Raw genomic sequence first — 21,270 nt, 5'->3', positions numbered from 1 at the left:
CACCCAAAAATCAATGATTATCCACCGGGCAATATGAGCATTAAGAAAGCAAAGCCGCCCGCAACAAACACAAGAATAAAAACCAGACACATTCAAGGAAAGGGAAACCAATGAGCAAACCATCAATCGGGTTTATCGGCTTGGGACTAATGGGCGGAGCCATGGTGAGCCGACTGTTGGACCAAGGATACTCGGTCACGGTATTGGGAAACCGCGACCGCACGTACCTGGACGCCGCGATTGACCGAGGCGCCCGCGAGATGCGAAACGCCCAAGAACTGGCTCAGGCCAGCGACATCGTGATGCTGTGCATGGGCACCTCCGAACAGGTCGAGAGCCGAATGCACGGTGCAGATGGAGTGATTTCAGGATTGAAGTCCGGCGCGATCGTCATCGACTTTGGCACCTCGCTTCCTGGCAGCACACGCGCCTTGGCCGAGGAGGTTGCCGCAGCCGACGGAAGCTATCTTGATGCACCGCTTGGCCGGACACCTTCACACGCGCTAGAAGGCAAGCTCAACATTATGACGTCTGGCGACAAGGCTGCCTTTGACAAGGCCGAGCCGACACTGAAAGATTTGGGCGAAAACGTTTTTTACCTTGGCCCCGTTGGGTCCGGGCACACGATCAAGCTGATCAACAACTTCTTCGGAATGACCGTTGCGAACGCGATGGCCGAAGCCTTTGCCATGGCTGACATCACCGGTGTTGACCGCAAGCAGCTGTATGATGTGATGGCCGCAGGGCCGCTGCATTCCGGAATGATGGATTTCGTCAAAGCCTATGGCGTTGAGAGCGACCCAAATCAGCTGGCATTTGCCATCAAGAACGCGGCAAAAGACCTCGGGTATTATGACCGAATGGCGCGCGAGGAAGGCGTTACCAGCGTGATGTCGCAGGGCGCGCTTTCGGCGCTGAATGACGCCCGCGACCACGGTCAGGCGGATGACATGGTAAGCCAGATGGTTGACTACTACGTCAAGCGTTTCAACACCTGATCGATGGCCGTCTCCGCCAACCCCACCGCTGACCTGCCGCGCCTTGGCATTGTGCTGATGCTGATGGCGTGGCTGTTCTTTTCGTTGGTTGACCTTGGGGCCAAGTGGTTGGCGTTGGCCGGAGTGCCGGCATTTCAGTTGGCGTTCATGCGCTATGCGGGGCACTTCGTGATCTCAGTGGGCGTGATCGCCAAGGGCGGGATAGAGGCCGGTCGGTTCAAGACTGCCCATCCATGGCAGGTGATAAGCCGGGCCTTGCTGCTGATCTCGGCGACCGTTTTCAATTTTTATGCCCTACGGTTTTTGCCACTGACCGTTGTGTCGGCAATCATGTTCTCAAGCCCGGTCATCGTGTGCTTTCTGTCCGTCTTTGTATTGAAAGAAAGCGTGGGCCCATGGCGTTGGGCGGCTATCATCCTGGGCTTTCTGGGGGTGTTGGTTGTCGTACGGCCGTTTGGTTCGGCCTTTCATCCGACCATGCTGCTGATCGTATATAATGCCACCGCTTTGGCCTTGTACTCGATCATGACGCGCAAGCTGTCCGGGGTCGTTGCCGTGGACACTATGCAATTCTACCTCGGGCTTACCGGGACGGTGGTCCTGCTGCCGTTCGCCATCTGGTTTTGGGTCCAGCCAGAAAACACGTGGAGCCTGATTGTACTGATCGGCCTTGGTGTGTTTGGCTGGTGCGGGCATCAACTGCTGACGAACGCGCATCGGTTTGGAACGGCGAACCAGTTGATGCCATTCACCTATTCGTTCCTAATCTACGTGGCAATCTGGGGTTATCTGTTCTTTGACACAGTACCGGACGCCTTCACGTTGGCAGGAGCTGCGCTAATCATGGGCGCCGGTCTCATCATCTGGAAAAGAGAAAAGAAATGACGCGAATTGCCTGCATCGGCGAAGCAATGATCGAGTTGTCCATGCTGGAAACCGGCGCAAAGGTGGGCGTCGCGGGGGATACGCTGAACACGGCCATCTACATGCACTGTGCCGCGCCTGACCTGCAGGTGGAGTATGTGACATGTCTTGGCGACGACCCGTTCTCAACGCGCATCGTGGACTTCATCGCCAGTCATGGCATCGGAACATCCGGGATCCGCATCATTCCGAACGCCTCTCCGGGACTATACGCTATCACGACATCTGCGGACGGTGAACGCAGCTTTACCTATTGGCGCAGCGAGGCGGCCGCCCGTCAGCTTTTTGCCGATCACGACTTCAGCCCGCTGAACGGTTACGACGTGCTGTATTTGTCAGGGATTTCCGTGGCCATTCTTCCGCATGCAGTCAGGCTTGCGCTTCTGGACTGGCTCGAAGGCTCTTCCGTCCGGCTGGTATATGACAGCAACTTTCGTCCGCGTCTTTGGGACAGCGTCCAACACGCTCGGCAGATTAACCAACGGCTTTGGCAACGTGCAGACATTGCCCTGCCGTCCATTGACGACGAGATGGCATTGTTCGGGGAAAGCGCGGACCAAGTGGCTGCACGCTTTGCCGATCATCACGGTGTTGGTGCGTTGAAACGCGGAGAGAATGGCCCTTTGTCCATCGGTCAGAACACTGACCAAACCTATGAACCTGCTAAAAACGTGCTGGATACGACAGCGGCGGGCGACAGTTTCAACGGTGGGTACCTCGCGGCCTTGCTGATGGGAAAATCACAGGCCGAGGCCCTGATGGCTGGACACAATCTGGCTTCCACCGTTGTTCAGTTCCGCGGCGCGATCATTCCCGGATAAGTGGCGCGAGATCCTCAGCACCAACGAGACCCAAAAACGGCGCTACCGGGTCCGGCTGCTTGACGGCCGTGGCAATTTCCGACGCGCAAGGATCGTTCAGCGCCCTGCCCTTTGCGATCTCGGACATGCAATAGGAGATCCAGGCCCGCATCCCTGCAATCACCGCCTGAGAGCCGGTCTCACGGAGTGTGGGAACAAACCGATACGGCAGCTTCTGGCTGCCATCCATCGCGATTTGGCCCAGACGGTGCGCCAGCTCGGGGTTTTCAAAGCGGCGCAGCAAAGCTTCGGCATAGTCCGGAACCTGTGCTTGCAGTGCTGCGGGCAGCGTTGCGCCCGCATCCTTCATCAACTCGGAAACCAGCGGGCGCAAAACCGGGTCTCGAACCGCTTCGTGGACGTAGGTCAGGCCCCGCTCCAACCCGGTATAAGCCAACAGGGAATGGGCACCGTTCAACATGCGCAGCTTTCGCATCTCGTGCGGGGCTACGTCTTCGACCAGTTGCACACCCGGCCAATCCGGGTGCGGACCGGCGAAACTGTCTTCGATCACCCACTCCGAGAACGCCTCGGTCGGAACAGCCATAGGATCGCTGCTAATTGCGCGAACGGCGTCCGTGGTAGCCGGGGTGATCCGGTCGACCATCGCGTTGGGAAAGCGAACAGAGTCCCAATTCACGTCCAGACCGGCTGCTTCCGCAAAATCGGTAACTGCCGTTTCGAGCGTCTTGCCGTTTTCCATGCGATTGTCACAACTTAGTACCGTTACTGGCTTGCGCCGTTCCGCAAGGCCATAAGCTAAAAACCCGATCAGCGTCGAAGGCCCTTGCCCTGCCAGATCGGCGGCAATCGCTGGATCCTGAAGGTTCAGCTTGCCCGCGGCGTCCAAGTGGTAACCTTTCTCGGTGACGGTCGCCGAGATGATCTCGGCATCAGACATCACATCGAAAATTTCTGCGCGATCCTTGGGCGCGACCAGAACGTCACGCAGAGCTTTGATGCGCCGGACGCCCTGCCCCTGCACGCACAAATCGTACTCGAAACCCTGCCGGGCCAATCCATCCCGAACCGAGGATGAACGCAGGCTGACTCCGACAACGTCCCAACCGCCCACTTGATCGGTGTAATCCAGCAAATGCGCCCGAGCAAAGTTTCCAAGGCCGAAATGAAGAATTGTACCCATTTAGCTTTGCAACCCGTAAACCTGTTTCGCCAGATCGACCGCTAACAACCGCGCCAGATGCTCGGCACTGTCCCGAGCGAAATAGCCGCGCGCAACCTGCTCGGCCAGATGAATCGCCACACCCCGTCGCCACAGGTCGTGACGTGCAGGAATGGACAGAAAAGCCCGCGTGTCGTCATTGAATCCGGCCAAATTGTAATATCCGGCCGTTTCAACGATCTGAGCGAAATACCGCGCAATCCCAGCTGGGCTGTCGTGGAACCACCAAGGTGGCCCGATCCTAAGGCACGGCCAATGTCCCGCCATCGGGGCCAGTTCGCGGGCATAGGTGCTTTCGTCCAGTGTGAACAGAATGATGCGCAGTTCCGCTGAGTTTCCGACCCGGTTCAACAGCGCCTCGAGGCCCGTGACCCAATCCATCGCGATTGGAATGTCGCCCCCCTTGTCCCGTCCGAAGTCCCGCATTACCGCGTGGTTCGTGTTGCGCTTGCTGCCAGCATGTATCTGCATTGTCAGACCATCATCGACAGACATCTGCGCCATTTCGATCAGCATATGCCCATAGAACCGACGAGCATCCTGTTCGGTACCTTCCCGCCGTCTCAGCCGCTGGTACAGCGCATCCGGGTCGTCCAGCCACTCGGTCTGTACGCCTTCGATACCGTGGTCGGTGGCAGTACATCCCAGCTGGATGAAATAAGCCCGCCGCATTCGCAGCGCGTTGAGGTAGCCATCATAGCTGCCCAGATCGCAGTCTGTCAGCTCGGCCAACTTGTTCAGATTCTGTACGAACCCCGGGTCCGCCCCATCCAAAACTCCGTCTGGGCGAAACGTCGGAACAACTCGCCCGCCCCAACCGCTTGTACGGATCTTCCGATGCTCCGCGAGGCTGTCGAGAGCCGAATCTGTGGTGGCCAGAACCTCGATCCCAAACCTGTCGAACAAAGCCCTCGGGCGAAAATCGGGTTGCGTCAGCTTGTCTGAGATCGTGTCATAGATCAGATCTGCCGTGCGCGAAGACAACTCCTCAGACACGCCCAGCGTTTCATGCAGCACAAAATTCATCCAGATCCGGGAAGGCGTTCCCAGAAACAGATGCCAGTGCTCGGCAAAGGTGCGGAAAACGGCGCGAGGATCCTTCTTTCGCCCCTCTTCCCCAACGCCAAGTTCGGACAAGGGAACGCCCTGAGAGTAGAGCATACGGAACACGTAATGGTCGGGAACCACCAGCAGCTCTGCCGGGTTGGGAAACGGCTCATCGGTTGCAAACCACCCCGGATCGCAGTGACCATGCGGAGACACGATCGGCAGGTCCTTGATGCCCAAGTACAGGTCTTCTGCCATGCCATTCAAATTACCAGTCAATTCTGCCTCCGATACTGCTGCCCGCAATTGTTAACACAGTTTTTAATGGTTGCATCTTTCCCGTTCGAACCCGCAGACTGACCGGGTGATCCGGGGGAATGAATGAATATTGCGCTGATTGGTTTGGGGATGGTTTCGGGCACGCATGTCGCTGCCATTCAAGCATCGGATCAAGGCCTCAGTCTTGCCGGCGTTCTTGGGCGCAACTCTGAAAAAGCAGCTGAGTTCGCGCAGCGAAACGGCACCCGCGCATTCGGCTCGATCGAGGAAATCGCAAACGACCCAAACGTCGACTTTGCGATCATCGCAACCCCGCCCGATCAGCGCACAGAGTTGGTACGAGTTCTTTCGACCGCGTCGAAACCGATCCTGATGGAAAAGCCCATTGAAAGAACGCTGGGCGCCGCGAAAGCCATTGTCGAGCAGTGCGAGGTGTCTGGCGTGCCGCTAGGCATCGTCTTTCAGCACCGCGCCCGCGCCGCCTCGCAGGCGCTGAAATCAGCCATTGAACAGGGTGAGCTGGGCGCGATCGCCACGGTGGAAATCCGTGTCCCTTGGTGGCGCGATCAGAGCTACTATGACGAGCCGGGTCGCGGCACTTATGCGCGCGACGGAGGCGGTGTCATGATCTCGCAGGCAATCCACACGCTTGACCTTGCGATGTGGCTGCTGGGGCCGATCTCGGACATTCAAGCCATGATGAGAAAAACTCCGTTACACGATCTCGAAGCTGAGGATTGGGCAGGTGCAGTCTTTGAAACGGATAGAGGCGCCGTGGGCACTTTGATGGCGACTACTGCCGAATTTCCCGGGGCCGCCGAATCTATCACGATCCAAGGCACGCGCGCCAAAGCGCATTTGGAGTCAGGTGTCCTGACCTTAACGACTTTCGATGGTTATAAATCCACGGTTGGCGAAACGTCCGCCACAGGCGGAGGGGCCGATCCCATGGCGTTCACCCATGCTTGGCATCAGGCGGTTATCGAGGATTTCGCCAAGGCCGTTGTCGGTGGAACGCAGCCCATGGCCACCGGACGCAGTACCCTTTTGACCCACGCCGTCATAGACGCGATGCAGATCGCCAATCGAACCGGCCAGAAAACACGAGTCATCTCATGAGCCTGACCTGCGTCGCCCTTGGCCTGGACCACCGCCATATCTATGGCATGACGGAAAACATGCATAAAACCGGCGTGGACTGCGTTGGCTACTGGACACAAGGCGATCCGGAAACGCTGCCGGGCTACGTCAAAAGGTTTCCCGGTATTCCGCGGCTGGCCCGACTGGAAGACGCCCTAACTAGTGGGGCGGATCTGGCGCTGATTTCGGCAATACCGGCAGATAGGGCCGCGTTGACGATCCGCGCCATGCAAAACGGCATGGATGTCATGAGCGACAAGCCAGGCTGCACGACGTTCGAGCAACTCGACCAGATCAAGCGAGCGGTCGCCGACACCGGTCGAATCTGGTCGGTGAATTTTTCCGAACGATTTGAAACACCCGTCAGCACGCGGGCGACCGAGTTGGTCGAGGCCGGTGCCATCGGGCGCGTGATCCAAACGATCGGACTTGGCCCGCACCGCTTGAACCCGGCAACGCGGCCGGAATGGTTTTTTCAGCGTGACCGCTATGGAGGTATTCTGACCGACATCGCCTCGCATCAAATCGATCAGTTCTTGCACTACACAGGTTCGGAAACCGCAGAAATTACAAACGCCTATGTGGCGAACTACGCAAACCCCAAAGATCCCGGGTTGCAGGATTTCGGAGAGCTCAATCTGCGCAGCGAGAATGGTACCGGGTACATCCGGGTTGACTGGTTCACGCCGGATGCCTTGCCAAACTGGGGGGATGGTCGTCTGACGATCCTCGGAACCGAAGGATATATCGAGTTGCGGAAATACGTCGATGTGGGTGGGGCCTCAGGGACAGACCATCTGATCCTCGTCAATGGTGAAACCTGCCAAAAGATCGACGCAGCCGACGCCGGCCTTCCCTACTTCGCGCGCCTGGCCGATGACATCCGCAACCGGACCGAAACCGCGATGACACAGACCCACTGCTTTACGGTCATGGAACTGGCACTGCACGCGCAGGAAATGGCGGAACGCAGATGATCAACGTTGCGATCCTTGGCGCAGGTATCGGTGCGCAACATCTGGACGCTCTGGAACGGCTTGACCGCACCTTCCGCGTAACCGCCGTGGTCGACCAGAATACGGACCGGATCGAACAGATACGGCAGAACTCGGATTTTCGAGCACTGACCAACATTCAGGACGCTCTGGATGATCCGGCGATTGATGTCATCGACGTCTGCCTGCCGCCCCATCTGCATGTACCAACCACGCTTGCGGCACTGGCCGCAGGAAAACACGTTGTCTGCGAAAAGCCTCTTGCGACCTCGATGCAAGATGTGGATCGGATCACGGCAGCCACACGCAACGCAGGCAAGCAGGTGTTTCCGGTGTTTCAATACCGGTGGGGCCCGTCACTTGCCCAATTGCGCCACTTGCAACGCGCAGGCCTGACCGGAGCGGTCCAAACTGCCGCGCTTGAGACCCATTGGTCCCGAGGGGCAGACTATTACGCGGTGCCGTGGCGGGGAACATGGGCTGGTGAACGCGGCGGCGCAGTGCTGGGCCATGCCATCCACAACCATGATCTGCTGACTCATATCGCGGGTGATATCGCCTGGGTGTCTGCAATGGCCACAACGCGGGTAAACCCGATCGAGACCGAAGACTGCGCCGCGATCTGCTTTGGCATGACTTCCGGAGCTTTGTGTACAAGCAATATCACCCTGGGCGCTGCCACGGACGAAACCCGCCTGCGGCTCGTCTTTGAAAAGGTGACCGCCACCTCTGGCACCGAACCCTATGCCCCGGGTCAAACGCCCTGGACATTCGTCGCGCGAGACCCTGTGAATCAAGCCGCTATCGACGAGGCCCTTGCAGCCGCCGCTGACGAACAAACAGGTTTCGAAGGGTTCTTTACTGAAGTCGGCAGGGCGCTGCGGTCCGAGGCAAATTCGGCCGTTACACTGCAGGACGGTGCTGCGTCCATCGGCCTTGTGACCGCGATTTATCACGCGGCGCGCACCGGGCAGCGCGTTGCTCTCCCCATCAGGCCCGATCACCCGCTGTATGAAGGATGGCTGCCATGAAACAATGCTGGCGTTGGTTCGGACCCGATGATCCGATCGCCTTGGCCGCTCTCCATCAAGTCGGGGTTCAGGGCATCGTCACCGCGCTGCATCACATCCCGCCGGGACAGCCCTGGGACGAACCAAGCATCGCCGATCGGCAGGCAGTTCTGGCTACTGCCGGGTACAGTTGGGACGTTGTCGAAAGCCTGCCCGTCTCCGAGGCGATCAAAACACAGTCCGCAGACATGGCTGAACATCTGCAGGCGTATAAGTCCAGCCTCAGGGCCCTGTCCGCCCGTGGCATCAAAGTCGTTTGCTACAACTTCATGCCAATCCTGGATTGGACACGCACCGCCCTTCGCGCACCGCAGCCGCACGGCGGAGCGGCCATGCTGTTCGACCTGACCGATTTTGCTGTTTTCGACATACATATTCTCAAGCGGCCGGGCGCGTCCGAAGACTATTCCAGCGACGTCCAGCAAACGGCCAAGGATCGCTTCTTGCGCATGTCAGATAAATCCATGGCCCAGTTGCAGCATAATGTCACTGCGGGGTTGCCCGGCGCCAACGATCAGTGGAGCGTACAGGACGTGCGCGCTTTGTTGCAGACCTATGCACATATCGACCGTTACCGGCTTCGCGCAAACCTGATCGACTTCCTGTCAGAAGTCGCCCCAGTCGCCCAAGAACTGGAACTACGATTGTGCTGTCATCCGGATGATCCGCCGTTCTCGTTGCTTGGTCTGCCGCGGATCATGTCCAGTACCGATGACTACGGCGCCGTTCTGGATGCGGTTGATTTGTTGGCGAGCGGCGCAACGTTGTGTACCGGATCGCTGGGAGTGTCCCCCGAATTTGATGGGCCGGACTTCGTGCGCAGGCATGGCGACCGAATTCACTTTGTCCATCTGCGGAATACCCAACGCATCGCCGGGTCAGACAGCCAGAAGCCGGACTTCTTTGAGGCCTCGCATCTAGAGGGCGACACCGACATGGTCGGCACCATTCGCGAACTGATGAACGAACAGCGCCGCCGCAAATCCCAAGGGCGTTGCGACTGGCAAATTCCGATGCGGCCCGACCACGGACAAGAACTGCTGAGCGATCTGGGTGGACACAGTACTCCCGGCTATCCGTTGATCGGGCGTATGCGCGGGCTTGCGGAACTGCGCGGCATCATGGCGGCGTTCTCGTAACGCGTCGGATCAGGCGGTTTCTTTTCGCCCGCAACACTTCTATGCTTGCCTGAGCGCCGCATTCTTCGTTTAATTACTGTACGTAAACGGGCAGCGGGGTGTCTTCCGGACTCGCCCGACGTCTGTTCAAGACGCGTGAAACTCCCGCGAAAACCGATGCGATTAGGCATCATTTTTCGAAACGCCTGCCATACGGCAACGGCGAAATATCGGGAGGAGCCCAAATGAATACTGCAGGCGTAATAGGTCTTGGGGACATGGGCAGCGGCCTTGCCAAGAACCTGATCAAGAATGGCTTCGAAACATCCGGTTTCGACCTGAGCGAGACGCGCATGACGGCTTTTGCTGACATGGGCGGCCGGCCCAAGGACAGCGTGGGACAGGTCGGCCGTCACGCCTCCAGTGTGTTTGTCATGGTGATGAACGGAGATCAGGCCCGCGATGTCATTCTGGGTGAAAACGGGCTGGTTGCGAACATGGCCAAAGGCGGAACGGTCATCCTGTCGGCGACCATTACCCCGGCCGAAGCCCGCGCCATCGGGCACGATATGGAAGGCTCGGGCATTAACTTAATCGACACGCCGGTCTCAGGTGGGTTTCCCGGCGCGCAGAACGGCACATTGACGATGATGGCTGCCGGTGCTGCGGATGTGCTGGACCGAAATGCAGAAGTCATGAAGGCAGTGTCGGCAACAATTCATCGGGTCGGCGAAAACGCTGGCGACGGGCAAACCGTGAAAGCCTGCCTGCAATCCCTGATCGGATCGATCTTTTCCGCCACATTCGAGGCTGCGGCCCTGGCGGCCAAAGCCGGTGTCAGCGGTCAGGCATTACTTGATGTGTTCTCCTCATCCAGCGCGGGGTGCGGCGTCGTGAATTCCGCCCTTGAAAACATCATTGATCGCAAGTTCGAGGCCACCGGCAGCCATATCGCAACCATGCACAAGGACCTGACGATCTCGCTGGCACTGGCCGGTGCGTTGGGCGTTCCAATGCACACAGCATCATCCGCTATGCAGATCTTTCACGCAGGAAAAACCAAATACCCGAATGGTGACAACTGGGTGTGTACTCGCGTCATCGAAGAAATCGTTGACGCAGAATTGCATCGCTGAGGGGACCGGACATGAAATTAGGTGTAATTTGCGACGGCATTTCCCGCGATCTGCGGCATGCCGTGGACGTGATGGACGAGTTCGGCCTGGACTATGCAGAGCTTCAATTCGTTGGCGATGCGGAGGTCGGGGATCATTCCCCGCAGGAAGTTGCCGAGATCAACGCGCTCTTGCGCGACCGAGGCAAGCCTGTGTCATGTCTGTCGCGCCATATCTTTGCGGGGATGACAGCTGCCAACAGGCCCGGCGACGACCTGCACACTCGGCACATGGACGCCTTGAAACGCGTAATCGACATGGCGCATGTTGTTGGGTCTCCGCTGGTTCGGATCATGACGCAACGAAAAGAGCAGATACTGTGGGGAAAAAACGGCGCCGAGAAGTGGAACGTGGCGCATGGGGTATGGGACACGATGCCGCCGCTGATCGCGCCGGCCGTTGAACTGGCAAGAGCTGAGGGCGTGACGCTTGTCGTGGAAACCGGAAACGGCACCTTGGTCAACTCCAACTATACAGCCCGCAAGCTGATTGACGATTTGGACGCAATAGACACTTTGAAAGTGCTGTGGGACCCCGGAAACAACTGCTGGTGCCATGAACTGGCATATCCGGACGGTTATGAAGAACTGCGCGGCGGATATCTGGGTCACATTCATATCAAGGACGTAAAGGTCGACACGCCGCGGGCAACACTGGAAGTGCGCCGCATGGGGGAAGGTCAGCTTGCGCCATTGTTCCAACCCATCGCGGACGCGCTCAGATCCGACGGCTATGATGGCGTCATTTCTTTCGAAAGCGTTTATCACCCCGGCAACGGGAACTTCGAAGATGGTTTTCGTCTGTGTGTGGACCAGTTTAAAAGCCTGTTTGCATGAAAATGCAGTCAATATGCGTTCAAAATCAAAAGTTTTACCCCCATTGCTGAATGCCAAGTGGGATGTAGAAAGCTGGGCGCGTTCGCGTGAAATCAAGGAAAGGGCCTGCTGGATGAAACAACAGTTTTTTGACCTGTCCATTGAAACGCCGGGCAAATCCCTCATCGACATCAGCGGGATCGTTCAGCGTGCGGTGTCCGAACACGAATTTGTCTCGGGCCTGTTGACCCTTTGGTGCGTCCACACCGGTGCCGCGCTGTTGGTGCAGGCCAATGCCGATCCCGAAGTGCTCAAGGATATCGAGACGTTCTTCGAGAAACTCGTACCCAAGTCACTAGGCAAGTATCACCACCGCCCGACCGAGGACGACAACGCTCCATCGCATCTGCGGGCGCTGTTGACGCAAACTCAGGTATCGATCCCGGTCGAACAAGGGCAGCTTCCGCTGGGTCGCGTACAAAGCCTGTACCTGTTCGAACATCGGGAAGCACCCAAGGCACGCCGATTGAAGGTGCACTACATCGGGACGTGATGCCTTAGATCACATGGAGCGTTGGCAGTGCTAACGCCCCATCCAGCCCCCGTCGACTACAAGGATTTCACCGTTGACGAAGTCCGACGCAGCAGAGGCCAGAAAGACCACCGGTCCGGCAAAATCAACAGGCGTACCCCAACGGCCTTGGGGTGTTCGTTCCAGGATCGACTTCGACCGGACCGGATCATCCCGCAGGGCTTGGGTGTTGTCGGTCGCGATGTAGCCAGGCGCGATCGCATTCACGTTTACGCCCTGTCCGGCCCATTCGTTAGCCAAGGCTTTGGTCAGCTGTCCAATCCCGCCTTTCGAGGCCGCATAGCCCGGAACGGTGATGCCGCCCTGAAATGTCAGCAGCGATGCAGTGAAGATGATCTTCCCCGAGCCGCGCGCCAGCATGTCCTTGCCAATCTCGCGTGACAGAACGAACTGCGAGGACAGGTTTACCTCCATCACTTCGTCCCACCAGTCGTCCGGGTGTTCGGCGGCGGGTTTGCGTTTGATCATGCCGGCATTGTTGACAAGTATATCAGGGGTTTGTCCGTCGGCCCTCAACTGATCAATTAACCCATGCAGCGCGGCGCGATCCGAGAAGTCGCATTGGTAGGCCCGGAAATTGCGTCCCATCGCCGTCACGGCTTTTTCGACATCCGAGGCAGACAGCTCGAGCGAGGCGGACACTCCGATGATATTGGCTCCGGCCGATGCCAATGCTTCGGCCATACCGCGCCCGATACCGCGTTTGCACCCGGTCACAAGGGCCGTCTTTCCCGTCAGGCCGAAACTTTGCAAAACACTCATGAACGCGGTCCTACTTCGATCAGGCTTTTCATTGCGGTTGGGCTGCGATCCAGTGCTTCGAACGCGGCCTGGATGTCTGCCAGTGGGCTGACGTCCGTGATCACAACATCCGCGTCCACTCCGCCCGAGGCGACAACTGCAATGGCTTTCTCGTAATCCTCTGGCTCATAGACCCGAGCACCGATCAGTTGCAGCTCTCGCCAGAAGAACTGGAACAGGTCTATCTGAGGTTTTTGAGCATGAATCGCGACCATTACGATCCGGGCCCGAGTCGCGGCAACGGCGGTCATTGCATCGACACCGGGCTGCGTTCCTGACACCTCGAAAACCACATCTGCCCCTTTGTCGCCCGTGCGCGCATTGATTGTGGACACCAGGTCGGTTTCGGTTGGGTTGATTGTGTCAAAGCCAATTTTTTCAGCTATCGCAAGACGGTTCGGATTCACTTCGGAAATTACGACATTTCCACCCGCGTCCCGCGCAACCATGGCAACCAGGATGCCAATCGGGCCGCCGCCGATAACGACAACGTCCTCTCCAGGTTGCAGGTCAGACAGCCGCACATCGTGGCAGGCAACGGCAACCGGCTCGATCAGCGCCGCGTGATCCATGCGCAAGTCATCCGGCAGAACGTGCAACGTGTGGGCCGGAACAGTCCATATCTCTTGCATCGCGCCATCGGTGTCGAGGCCGAGAAACTTGAGATTCTGACAGATATGCTGATGCCCCCGCTTGCAAGCTGGGCATTCTCCGCAGTGATCAAGCGGTCGGACAACGACCTTCTGGCCGGGTTCGACCGTATCGACGCCCTCGCCCACCGCTTCGACGACACCTGACATCTCATGCCCAATCACCCGGTTCAGGCCGACGCGGGCATCCATGTTGCCGTGGTAGACGTGCATATCCGTCCCGCAAATCCCACAATAGGCAACACGAATGGCAGCCTCGCCGGGACCCGGCTCTGTCGCTTGGGCTTGCTCTACTGCAAAGCTCTTTTCACCCCTGTAGTATGCGGCAGTGATCGTCTGGGTCGTCATCTACGCATCTCCTTGTGTTCCGCATTCAATTTGTCCCAGTCGAATTCCACTCCGGTTCCCGGGGCATCCGGGGCCACGGCCAGACAGTCTTCGACAACTAGTGGACGGGTCGTGTACTGGTCTATCGGGAATGAGTGTACTTCTAGCCAGCCTGCGTTGGATTGCGCAGAAACAAGGCTGACGTGCAGCTCCTGCATCCCATGACTACAAACCGGAATGCCGTGTTGTGCGCTTAGCGCGGCCACGCGCAGCCAGCCGGTGATTCCACCGCAGTTTGAGGCATCGGGCTGGATAAAACTCAGTTTCGCGTCATCAAAGGCGTATTCAAATTCGTGTATGGTGTGCAGGTTTTCACCCATGGCAAGGGGAACGCCCGTCGCTTCGACAATTCGGCCATAACCTTTGTAGTCGTCTGGAATTGTCGGTTCCTCGAACCACAGGATATCGCAGTCGGCGAACCCTCTGGCAGCGACGATGGCCTGTTCGACACTCATAGAGTAATTCGCATCGACCATGAAGAACCGGTCCGGCCCCAGCATCTCGCGCACCGCCCGGGCACGTGCAAGATCGTCGGCCAGGTCTGGTTGACCGACCTTGATCTTGACTGCGTTGAACCCACGCGCAAGGTACCCTTCGGTCTGACGCAGCAGTTTCTCCAACGAGAAATTCAGGTCGATCCCGCCGGCATAGGCCTTGCACCTTTTCGACGCTCCACCGGCCATCTGCCACAATGGCGCGTTCTGCGTTCTGCCGCGAATATCCCACAGTGCAACATCCACGGCCGAGATGGCAAACGAGGCGATCCCGCCCCGTGCGACGTAGTGCACGTGCCACTGCATGGCATCGTACAGGCTTTCGATCTGTTCGGCGTCTTGTCCAACAAGGAACGGTGCCAGGTCATGCTTGATCATCGCCAGAATGGCGTGACCACCCTTGCCCCCGGTATAGGTATACCCGACCCCCTCGACCCCATCCGAGGTTTGAATGGTGACCGTGATCAATTGAAAAAACGTGTGATCCCCATGTTTGGCATCGACCAGGACCTCTGCGAGCGGAACGTTGAACAGCCGCGCTGATACACTTTCTATGCGATTCATTAACCCAAGACCTTCTGCTGCCTGGCAATAACCCGAGACTGTAAAAGGATGACCGCAAATAGAAAGCCTCCACGTATGACCATTTGCCAATAGGCACTGAAACTGATGGTGCCCTGACCGTTTTCAAAGTTTAGAACGTTGAAAACCAGCCCCAGCAACAGCGCGCCGGCGACCGTCGCAGGGATCGATCCCATCCCACCCGTCAACAAAGTGCCGCCTACAACCACGGAAGCGATGGCTGACAATTCCCATCCGATGCCTTCAAGGGGTTGCCCAGCTCCAAAACCCGAGGCCAGAAAGACTCCGGCCAGCCCCGCACAGCCACCCGACAGCAGGTAGACAAAAGCCTTGGCGCGATTGACCTTCAGGCCCATGAGGTTCGAGGCATCCTCGCTGCCACCGATCGCCAAGACGGTCCGCCCGATGGTGGTTCTTTCCAGCACCAGCCAAAGTGCCAGAGTCAGTCCGGCCACGATGACGATTGCCCATGGAAACAGGCCAAACGCCTGCCCCATGCCAAGCTTGGTGAAGTTCGACCCCCAATCGACCGAAATTGTCTGGGCGCCCGAAATCACCAATGCGCCGCCTTTTGCGGCCAGCATGGTGGCCAGCGTGGCGATGAAGGGCGGGATCCGAAGGATGATTATGCAAAAGGCGTTGATCGCCCCGAAACCAACCCCGGCAAGAACGGCCCCCGGCAACGCAACCTGAATCCCATACGGGCTGAGATAGGCCGCAACAACCGAAGTAAAGGCCGCCACTGATCCGACCGACAGATCAATCCCGCCGGTCATGATCACAAAACACATGCCCAGCGCAATCGCGATGAACATCGCGTTGTAATTCAGGAAAGACGAGAAATTGTAGGCGCTGCCAAAGTTGTCATAGCGCATCAGCCCGAACAGAATCAAAGCCAGCAGTGCGATCCAAACCGTCACCGAGGCCGAATTACGTCGAAGGTATTTTCGCAGGTCAAAAGCCGTATCATCCAACATCGATTAAGCCCTCCGAAACTGCTGGACCCAGACGGCCAGGATAATGATGACGGCCTTGGCGATCAGTGCAACTTCGTCCTCTACCCCGTTGGCCAACAATGTATATTTGACCAACTGGATGATGACGGCACCCAGTATGGCACCAAAGATCGGCGCTCGCCCGCCTTGCAAAAGAGCCCCGCCAACAACCGCGGCCGCGATGGCATCAAGCTCCATCAGATTGCCGTTGCGCGCGGCGTCCGAGGCTGAGTTGATTGCAACCACAATCAAACCGGCTAGGCCCGCAAGCACCGCGCAGATGACATAGGCCCCGATCTTGACCCGTCGGACGGGACCACCCGACAGATAGGCCGCGCGTTCATTGCCCCCAATGGCCAGCAAGTAACGGCCCCATGTGGTTCTGGTGATCACCCAAAACAGCGCACAGGCAATGGCCAGCGCCAGCCAGCCCTGGAACGGCAATCCAAGCACTTTACCAGTTCCAAGATAACTGAATGAAGGGTTTGAAAACGTCTGCAGGTTCCCGTTCGTCAAGACTTGGGCAATACCGCGACCAGAGATGAAGAGAATGAGCGTCGCAACGATGGGCTGCACGTTCAACACGGCAACCATCACGCCGTTGAATACCCCGCATAGCCCCGCAATGAACAGCGGCAGGACAATGGCCAAAGTGACGCCTAGCATCGGATTGGCAGAGCCCAGATCCGACAGAAAGATCAAAGGAGCAAGCGCCCCCGCCAGCGCCATGACCGCCCCAACCGACAGATCGATCCCACCCGTGGCGATTACCAGCGTCATCCCCATGGCCACGATGGCGATCGTAGCGACCTGGCTGATATTTACGAACAGGGTTTGCAGTTGCAGGAAATTAGGTGTGAAAAACGCGTTGAACACCAGCAGGGCGACTAACGCGGCGATGCCGCCGTGAAAGCGGAAGGGCATTGATGCGACCCGTTGCGGCAACTTCATTGCGCGGTCCATGAACCAGTTCCTTCTTCATGATGCGCAAGCGCGCGCACCAGTATGTTCTCGGTGACCCCGGGGTTGGTCAGTTCCTTGACCGAGCGTCCCTCGTGCATGACCACGATGCGATCGGCGCCTTCCACCAGTTCTTCGAATTCCGAACTGATGAGAACGACGCCAAACCCCTTCTCGACATAAGACCGAATGAACGATTGGATCTCTCGCTTGGCGCCAACATCCACGCCTCGGGTCGGCTCGTCGAGTATCAGGATGTCGGGCTGCGTCGCCAGCCAACGGGCAAGCAGCACCTTCTGCTGGTTGCCGCCGGACAATTCGCGAATGGGTTGGTCCATATGCGCCGCCTTGATGCCCAGATCGTCGATAAAGGCCTGAACAATCTCGCGCTCGCGGGCAAAGTCGATTTGACCACGACTAGCCAGTTTCGGCAGCAGGGCCAGCGTCATGTTCTCGCGCACGGACATGTCTGGAATGATCCCTTCGGCCTTGCGATCTTCGGTCAGAAAGCCGACGCCGTTTGCGATCGCGTCACCCGGTCCGGACGGTTGCCCGACCACGCCATGCAACTCGATTGCGCCGCTGCGTTTCCCGTCCACTCCGAACAAAGCGCGCGCCGCCTCGGTCCGGCCTGAGCCCAGCAATCCGCCCAGCCCAACGATTTCCCCGCGGTGGAGAGTGAGGTCGAAATGCGTCAGCCGCGGGCCTGTTGAAACAGAGTCCGCCCGCAAAACGATATCGCCTTTCTTGGCCTTGGCACCTGCGAAGTCCGTCAAACCGTCTGCCGCGATCTCATCCTTGTTGCGGCCCAGCATGTCCGCGATCATTTCCAGTTTGGTCGTATCCTGGACGTTACGCGTGCTGACGGTGCGCCCATCTCGCATCGTTGTGACTCGATCGCATATTTGGAACAGCTCATCGAGGAAATGCGAAACATAAAGAACAGACACGCCCTGTTTCTTCAACTCGCGCACAACACCGAACAGCACCTCGACTTCGCTGGCATCCAGCGACGACGTGGGTTCGTCCATGATGACAAGTTTCGCATCCAGCGAAACAGCCCGCGCAATCGCAACCAACTGCTGGATCGCTGTCGAGAAATTTCCTAGCGGCTCGGTCACGTCGATATCTATGCCAAAGCGCGTAAGAACCTCGCGTGCGCGCCTGTTGCCCTCGCGCCAGTCGACCAGAAAGCCGAGACGTTTGGGCTCGTACCCCATGATGATGTTTTCAGTCACTGACCGCAGCGGCACCAGGTTGAGCTCTTGATAGATGGTGGCAATTCCGGATTCCTGCGCTTCGCGCGGAGTGGAAATGCGGCTTGGCACACCCGCCAGATGAACGTCGCCGGCATCCCGATCGTAAACTCCGGTCAGAACCTTGATCATCGTCGATTTGCCCGCACCGTTCTGGCCGATCAGCGCATGAACCTCGCCGGGCGCGATTTCCAGGTTGGCCTGGCTAAGTGCCGGCACGCCGGCAAAGGACTTTTCAATTCCCGACATCGAGACGAGCGCATTCATGAGATGTCTTCCTCCGATTGCTTGCAGGTGGCGCCGACCACAGGCCAGCACCACCCACCAGGGAGAATCAATAGGCTTCGTGGATGTGATCGGCCGCATTGTCCTTGGTAAAGATGCGATCTTCGACTTTCACCCATTCCGGGATCGCCTCGCCAGCCGCGTATTTATTCATGACTTCACAAGCCAGAGGGCCGAAGAAGGGTGAGCTTTCCACCGTCACCCCCATCTTGCCATCGATAATAGCCTGAAGTGCATCGCGTGTCCCGTCGATCGAAACGATGGTCACGTCCTCGCCAGGCTTGCGGCCGGCCAGTTCCAGAGCCTGGATCGCACCGATTGCCATCTCGTCATTGTGGGCGTAGACCACGTTCACATCGGGGTGCGCCTGCAGCAGGGTTTCCATCACCTGACGACCCAGGTCGCGCGCAAAGTCACCGGTCTGAGAAGCCACGATCTCAAAGCGGTCATCCGTTGCAATCGCGTCGTCGAAACCTTTTTTGCGGTCATTTGCAGGTGAAGAACCAGTCGTGCCTTCCAACTGGACGATGACGCCATTGTCGCCGTCGAAATTCTCCATCAGCCACTGTGCGGCACGGTTGCCCTGATCAATGAAATCCGACCCAAGGAACGCCACAAAATGCTCGCCCGGCTTGGCAACGGCCGGATCAACCGAGCGGTCCACCAAAAAGGTCGGGATTCCCGCGGCACGGGCCTTCATAACGGCTGGGATCAACGGCTTTTCTTCCCGCGGGGGCAGGAACAGAACGTCGATGCCTTGGGCGATCATGCTGTCCACATCCGCAACCTGCTTTGCTGCAGATCCGGCTGCATCCGTCGCGATAAGGTCCCAGCCGCAGGCCTCGGCCGTGTCATGGAACGATTTTGTCTCGGCAATGCGCCACGGATTGTTCGACTCCATCTGCGCAAAGCCGACCTTGTAGCGATCCTTCTGCTCAAGCGGTGGCAGATCCTGCGCTATCGCAGTCGTGCCCAACAGCGCACCCGCGACAACCGTCGAGATCAAAAGATTTCTGCGTTTCATGGTTATTCCTCCTCCATTGGTGCGGTCGCCTCCGTTTTGACCGCGAGTTTTAGGTCATGCCCAATTCATGTAAGTCGTCTGTTTCCTCAGATAGCCATCAAAGCCATACGCGCCGTCTTCGCCCCCAACCCCGGACAAACCCCAACCGGTGTGAAATCCCTGTACGGCCTCACCATTGGAGCGGTTCAGGTACAATTCGCCGAACTTCAAACGGCTCGGGGCCTCCATCAATCGCCGGTGCGATGCCGTAAAGAGATAGGCGGACAGCCCGAATGACGTGTCATTCGCAAAACTTATCGCCTGATCAAAATCATCGACTCGCATGGCTGTCGCCACGGGTCCAAAGACCTCCTCCTGCATCGCGGCATTGCCGTTGTCGGAGACCTCGAGAACCGTTGGGGACATCCAGTGCCCTTCGCGGTGCGCGCCGTCCGTCAAAGGCCCGCCTTCCAGATGGACCGTGGCACCTTCGGCGATGCTGCGCTGGATGATTTCGGCGACCTTGGTCACTTCGACCTTGCTGACTTTGGGCCCCAGGTCGCAGTCCTCCATCGGATCTCCGATCGACAATGCGCGGGCTGCTGTCACGAATTTTTCCAAGAACTGATCCGCAATACCGCGATGCAGATACATACGCTCGTTGCAGGTGCAAATCTGGCCGCAATTGGCAAACCGGGCGGCAATGGCGGCCGAAACAGCAGCGTCAATATCCGCATCCTCCATCACGATGAACGGAGCCTTGCCGCCAAGCTCGAGCCGGACAACCTTGATCCGGTCGGCCGCGGCGCGAAAAATCTCTTTACCGGCTCGTGTGCTGCCGGTCATTGTGATCAGTGAGGTATCGGGGTGTTCGACCAACCGCTGCCCTACCACCGGCCCCTTGCCTGTCAGAACATTCAGAACACCGGGCGGAAACCCGACCTTTTCGGCAAGCTCGGCGATCGCGAGACCGGACAGCGGCGTGATTTCGTGTCCCAACAGAACAACAGTGTTGCCCGCGACCAGCGCAGGCCCGACTTTCCTGGCGGCCAATGCCAGCGGATAGTTCCAAGCCGTCAACGCAACAACAACGCCATAAGGATGACGCCGGATCTGGATTTCCTCGGACTTGTTGTCCGATGCCACTATGTCACCCGAAATCCTCCGGGCCTCTTCAGCCGCATGGCAAAGAAAGGTAACAGCGGCATCAACTTCACTTCGGGCCTGCGTGATCGGCTTGCCCTGCTCGACCGTGATCAGAGCGGCCAGACGCCCGGCGTCAATCCGGATGGCTTCGGCCAACCGCTGAACCAGTCGCGCCCGCTCGATCGCTGGGCGCGAGGACCACGAGCCAAAAGCACGATGGGCCGCCTCGACGGCCGCATCCGCATGAGCGGCACCGCCATCTGGAACTTGCGCAAAGATCTCTTCATTTGCAGGGTTCTCGACACCAACCGTGTCCGCGTCAGAGTCGGTAAAGCGGCCATCGATGAACATCGAATGCCGAACCACCTGACCCAACTCCCCCACTACAGACCGCAATTTCGCCTCCCGCGCTTACTCGGTCAGACCACATTGGCGACCGCACCATCGATCAAAACACTAATAATATTATTTCGTCAACACTAATATTAATTACTATTCACTAATATTAGTTGCGC

19 protein-coding genes and 1 pseudogene are annotated in these 21,270 nt (G+C 58.1%); 10 read left to right on the top strand and 10 right to left on the bottom strand.

Going from position 1 to position 21,270, the window contains the following annotated elements; all coding sequences use genetic code 11:
• Positions 1-77: 77 nt before the first annotated feature.
• The 3 genes and pseudogenes from ACR0BF_RS03160 to ACR0BF_RS03150 form a co-directional block, all read left to right on the top strand.
• Positions 78-998: pseudogene (locus ACR0BF_RS03160) on the top strand (NAD(P)-dependent oxidoreductase); the annotation flags it as partial.
• Between the two features lie 3 nt (positions 999-1,001).
• Positions 1,002-1,883, top strand: a complete 882-nt coding sequence (locus tag ACR0BF_RS03155) for a DMT family transporter (RefSeq protein WP_480603967.1) — start codon at positions 1,002-1,004, stop codon at positions 1,881-1,883.
• Complete coding sequence (locus ACR0BF_RS03150) at positions 1,880-2,743, top strand: sugar kinase (protein WP_480624252.1); 864 nt, start codon at positions 1,880-1,882, stop codon at positions 2,741-2,743. The genes ACR0BF_RS03155 and ACR0BF_RS03150 overlap by 4 nt, the downstream gene beginning before the upstream one ends.
• On the opposite strand, the gene ACR0BF_RS03145 is transcribed toward ACR0BF_RS03150, so the two are convergent.
• Together ACR0BF_RS03145 and uxaC are read right to left on the bottom strand one after the other, a co-directional pair.
• Positions 2,730-3,926: a mannitol dehydrogenase family protein gene (locus ACR0BF_RS03145; RefSeq protein WP_480624251.1), complete on the bottom strand. Its 1,197-nt coding sequence runs from the start codon at positions 3,924-3,926 to the stop codon at positions 2,730-2,732. The genes ACR0BF_RS03150 and ACR0BF_RS03145 overlap by 14 nt on opposite strands.
• The gene (uxaC, locus tag ACR0BF_RS03140) at positions 3,927-5,270 is read right to left on the bottom strand and encodes a glucuronate isomerase (protein ID WP_480624395.1); all 1,344 of its coding nucleotides are present in this window, start codon (positions 5,268-5,270) and stop codon (positions 3,927-3,929) included.
• Between the two features lie 123 nt (positions 5,271-5,393).
• On the opposite strand from uxaC, the gene ACR0BF_RS03135 reads away from it, so the two are divergent.
• The 7 genes from ACR0BF_RS03135 (at position 5,394) to ACR0BF_RS03105 (ending at position 12,157) form a co-directional block, all read left to right on the top strand.
• A complete protein-coding gene (locus tag ACR0BF_RS03135) occupies positions 5,394-6,410 on the top strand; it encodes a Gfo/Idh/MocA family protein (protein WP_480624250.1) in 1,017 nt (338 codons plus the stop codon).
• Positions 6,407-7,408, top strand: coding sequence for a Gfo/Idh/MocA family protein (locus tag ACR0BF_RS03130; RefSeq protein ID WP_480603957.1), 1,002 nt, complete (start codon positions 6,407-6,409; stop codon positions 7,406-7,408). The genes ACR0BF_RS03135 and ACR0BF_RS03130 overlap by 4 nt, the downstream gene beginning before the upstream one ends.
• Positions 7,405-8,457, top strand: coding sequence for a Gfo/Idh/MocA family protein (locus ACR0BF_RS03125; RefSeq protein WP_480603955.1), 1,053 nt, complete (start codon positions 7,405-7,407; stop codon positions 8,455-8,457). The genes ACR0BF_RS03130 and ACR0BF_RS03125 overlap by 4 nt, the downstream gene beginning before the upstream one ends.
• On the top strand, positions 8,454-9,635 hold the full coding sequence (gene uxuA / locus ACR0BF_RS03120; protein ID WP_480624249.1) for a mannonate dehydratase: 1,182 nt from the start codon (positions 8,454-8,456) through the stop codon (positions 9,633-9,635). Before ACR0BF_RS03125 ends, uxuA begins: the two co-directional genes overlap by 4 nt.
• A gap of 224 nt (positions 9,636-9,859) precedes the next feature.
• The gene (locus ACR0BF_RS03115) at positions 9,860-10,750 is read left to right on the top strand and encodes an NAD(P)-dependent oxidoreductase (RefSeq protein ID WP_480622493.1); all 891 of its coding nucleotides are present in this window, start codon (positions 9,860-9,862) and stop codon (positions 10,748-10,750) included.
• Positions 10,751-10,761: 11 nt separating this feature from the next.
• Positions 10,762-11,625 (top strand): sugar phosphate isomerase/epimerase family protein, encoded by an 864-nt coding sequence (locus ACR0BF_RS03110; RefSeq protein ID WP_366553952.1) that lies wholly within the window; start codon positions 10,762-10,764, stop codon positions 11,623-11,625.
• 112 nt (positions 11,626-11,737) lie between these two features.
• Complete coding sequence (locus ACR0BF_RS03105) at positions 11,738-12,157, top strand: secondary thiamine-phosphate synthase enzyme YjbQ (RefSeq protein WP_366553954.1); 420 nt, start codon at positions 11,738-11,740, stop codon at positions 12,155-12,157.
• Between the two features lie 30 nt (positions 12,158-12,187).
• On the opposite strand, the gene ACR0BF_RS03100 is transcribed toward ACR0BF_RS03105, so the two are convergent.
• The 8 genes from ACR0BF_RS03100 to ACR0BF_RS03065 form a co-directional block, all read right to left on the bottom strand.
• Positions 12,188-12,958, bottom strand: a complete 771-nt coding sequence (locus ACR0BF_RS03100; protein ID WP_480624248.1) for an SDR family oxidoreductase — start codon at positions 12,956-12,958, stop codon at positions 12,188-12,190.
• Complete coding sequence (locus tag ACR0BF_RS03095; RefSeq protein ID WP_480624247.1) at positions 12,955-13,995, bottom strand: zinc-dependent alcohol dehydrogenase; 1,041 nt, start codon at positions 13,993-13,995, stop codon at positions 12,955-12,957. Before ACR0BF_RS03095 ends, ACR0BF_RS03100 begins: the two co-directional genes overlap by 4 nt.
• Complete coding sequence (locus ACR0BF_RS03090; RefSeq protein WP_480624246.1) at positions 13,992-15,092, bottom strand: mandelate racemase/muconate lactonizing enzyme family protein; 1,101 nt, start codon at positions 15,090-15,092, stop codon at positions 13,992-13,994. Before ACR0BF_RS03090 ends, ACR0BF_RS03095 begins: the two co-directional genes overlap by 4 nt.
• Positions 15,092-16,087 (bottom strand): ABC transporter permease, encoded by a 996-nt coding sequence (locus tag ACR0BF_RS03085; protein WP_480603942.1) that lies wholly within the window; start codon positions 16,085-16,087, stop codon positions 15,092-15,094. The genes ACR0BF_RS03090 and ACR0BF_RS03085 overlap by 1 nt, the downstream gene beginning before the upstream one ends.
• Positions 16,088-16,090: 3 nt before the next feature.
• The gene (locus ACR0BF_RS03080; protein ID WP_480603940.1) at positions 16,091-17,068 is read right to left on the bottom strand and encodes an ABC transporter permease; all 978 of its coding nucleotides are present in this window, start codon (positions 17,066-17,068) and stop codon (positions 16,091-16,093) included.
• A complete protein-coding gene (locus ACR0BF_RS03075) occupies positions 17,053-18,588 on the bottom strand; it encodes a sugar ABC transporter ATP-binding protein (protein WP_480622491.1) in 1,536 nt (511 codons plus the stop codon). Before ACR0BF_RS03075 ends, ACR0BF_RS03080 begins: the two co-directional genes overlap by 16 nt.
• Before the next feature lie 67 nt (positions 18,589-18,655).
• Positions 18,656-19,630, bottom strand: coding sequence for an ABC transporter substrate-binding protein (locus tag ACR0BF_RS03070; protein ID WP_480624245.1), 975 nt, complete (start codon positions 19,628-19,630; stop codon positions 18,656-18,658).
• Positions 19,631-19,684: 54 nt separating this feature from the next.
• Positions 19,685-21,151, bottom strand: a complete 1,467-nt coding sequence (locus ACR0BF_RS03065) for an aldehyde dehydrogenase family protein (RefSeq protein ID WP_480624244.1) — start codon at positions 21,149-21,151, stop codon at positions 19,685-19,687.
• Positions 21,152-21,270: the final 119 nt, after the last annotated feature.

It is taken from the genome of Ruegeria sp. AG7 (assembly GCF_056541545.1).
This window is presented reverse-complemented; position numbering and strand designations above follow the sequence as displayed.

Excerpts from the sequence above, each read along its gene's own strand:
- uxaC (WP_480624395.1), bottom strand. The coding sequence starts at position 5,270 with ATGGCAGAAGACCTGTACTTGGGCATCAAGGACCTGCCGATCGTGTCT.
- ACR0BF_RS03105 (WP_366553954.1), top strand. The coding sequence starts at position 11,738 with ATGAAACAACAGTTTTTTGACCTGTCCATTGAAACGCCGGGCAAATCC.
- uxuA (WP_480624249.1), top strand. The coding sequence starts at position 8,454 with ATGAAACAATGCTGGCGTTGGTTCGGACCCGATGATCCGATCGCCTTG.
- ACR0BF_RS03090 (WP_480624246.1), bottom strand. The coding sequence starts at position 15,092 with ATGAATCGCATAGAAAGTGTATCAGCGCGGCTGTTCAACGTTCCGCTC.
- ACR0BF_RS03135 (WP_480624250.1), top strand. The coding sequence starts at position 5,394 with ATGAATATTGCGCTGATTGGTTTGGGGATGGTTTCGGGCACGCATGTC.
- ACR0BF_RS03085 (WP_480603942.1), bottom strand. The coding sequence starts at position 16,087 with ATGTTGGATGATACGGCTTTTGACCTGCGAAAATACCTTCGACGTAAT.
- ACR0BF_RS03155 (WP_480603967.1), top strand. The coding sequence starts at position 1,002 with ATGGCCGTCTCCGCCAACCCCACCGCTGACCTGCCGCGCCTTGGCATT.
- ACR0BF_RS03150 (WP_480624252.1), top strand. The coding sequence starts at position 1,880 with ATGACGCGAATTGCCTGCATCGGCGAAGCAATGATCGAGTTGTCCATG.
- ACR0BF_RS03070 (WP_480624245.1), bottom strand. The coding sequence starts at position 19,630 with ATGAAACGCAGAAATCTTTTGATCTCGACGGTTGTCGCGGGTGCGCTG.
- ACR0BF_RS03145 (WP_480624251.1), bottom strand. The coding sequence starts at position 3,926 with ATGGGTACAATTCTTCATTTCGGCCTTGGAAACTTTGCTCGGGCGCAT.
- ACR0BF_RS03080 (WP_480603940.1), bottom strand. The coding sequence starts at position 17,068 with ATGGACCGCGCAATGAAGTTGCCGCAACGGGTCGCATCAATGCCCTTC.
- ACR0BF_RS03115 (WP_480622493.1), top strand. The coding sequence starts at position 9,860 with ATGAATACTGCAGGCGTAATAGGTCTTGGGGACATGGGCAGCGGCCTT.
- ACR0BF_RS03095 (WP_480624247.1), bottom strand. The coding sequence starts at position 13,995 with ATGACGACCCAGACGATCACTGCCGCATACTACAGGGGTGAAAAGAGC.
- ACR0BF_RS03125 (WP_480603955.1), top strand. The coding sequence starts at position 7,405 with ATGATCAACGTTGCGATCCTTGGCGCAGGTATCGGTGCGCAACATCTG.
- ACR0BF_RS03075 (WP_480622491.1), bottom strand. The coding sequence starts at position 18,588 with ATGAATGCGCTCGTCTCGATGTCGGGAATTGAAAAGTCCTTTGCCGGC.
- ACR0BF_RS03130 (WP_480603957.1), top strand. The coding sequence starts at position 6,407 with ATGAGCCTGACCTGCGTCGCCCTTGGCCTGGACCACCGCCATATCTAT.
- ACR0BF_RS03110 (WP_366553952.1), top strand. The coding sequence starts at position 10,762 with ATGAAATTAGGTGTAATTTGCGACGGCATTTCCCGCGATCTGCGGCAT.
- ACR0BF_RS03100 (WP_480624248.1), bottom strand. The coding sequence starts at position 12,958 with ATGAGTGTTTTGCAAAGTTTCGGCCTGACGGGAAAGACGGCCCTTGTG.